Source organism: Stenotrophomonas sp. SrG (assembly GCF_050031795.1).
GTDB lineage: Bacteria > Pseudomonadota > Gammaproteobacteria > Xanthomonadales > Xanthomonadaceae > Stenotrophomonas > Stenotrophomonas rhizophila_A.
On the sequence record NZ_JBNBBE010001241.1, the window covers coordinates 1 to 237 of the forward strand.

Sequence of the window (237 nt, forward strand, 5' to 3'; positions counted from 1 at the left end):
CCATTAAGGACCTCTGCCGCCAGCATGGCTTCAGCGAGGCCTCGTACTACCTGTGGCTCAGCAAGTTCGGCGGGATGAGCGTGCCCGACGCCAAGCGGCTCAAGGACCTGGAGGCGGAGAACACGCGCCTGAAGAAGCTCCTGGCGGAACAGGTCTTCGAGAACGACGTCAGCAAGGATGCGTTGCGAAAAAAGGGGTGACCGCTCCGGCGCGCTGGCTGCTGGTGCGGCGCATGGT

1 pseudogene is annotated in these 237 nt (G+C 63.7%); it reads left to right on the plus strand.

The features are described from left to right. A pseudogene (locus ACQG3P_RS23405) lies at positions 1-237 on the plus strand (transposase); the annotation flags it as partial.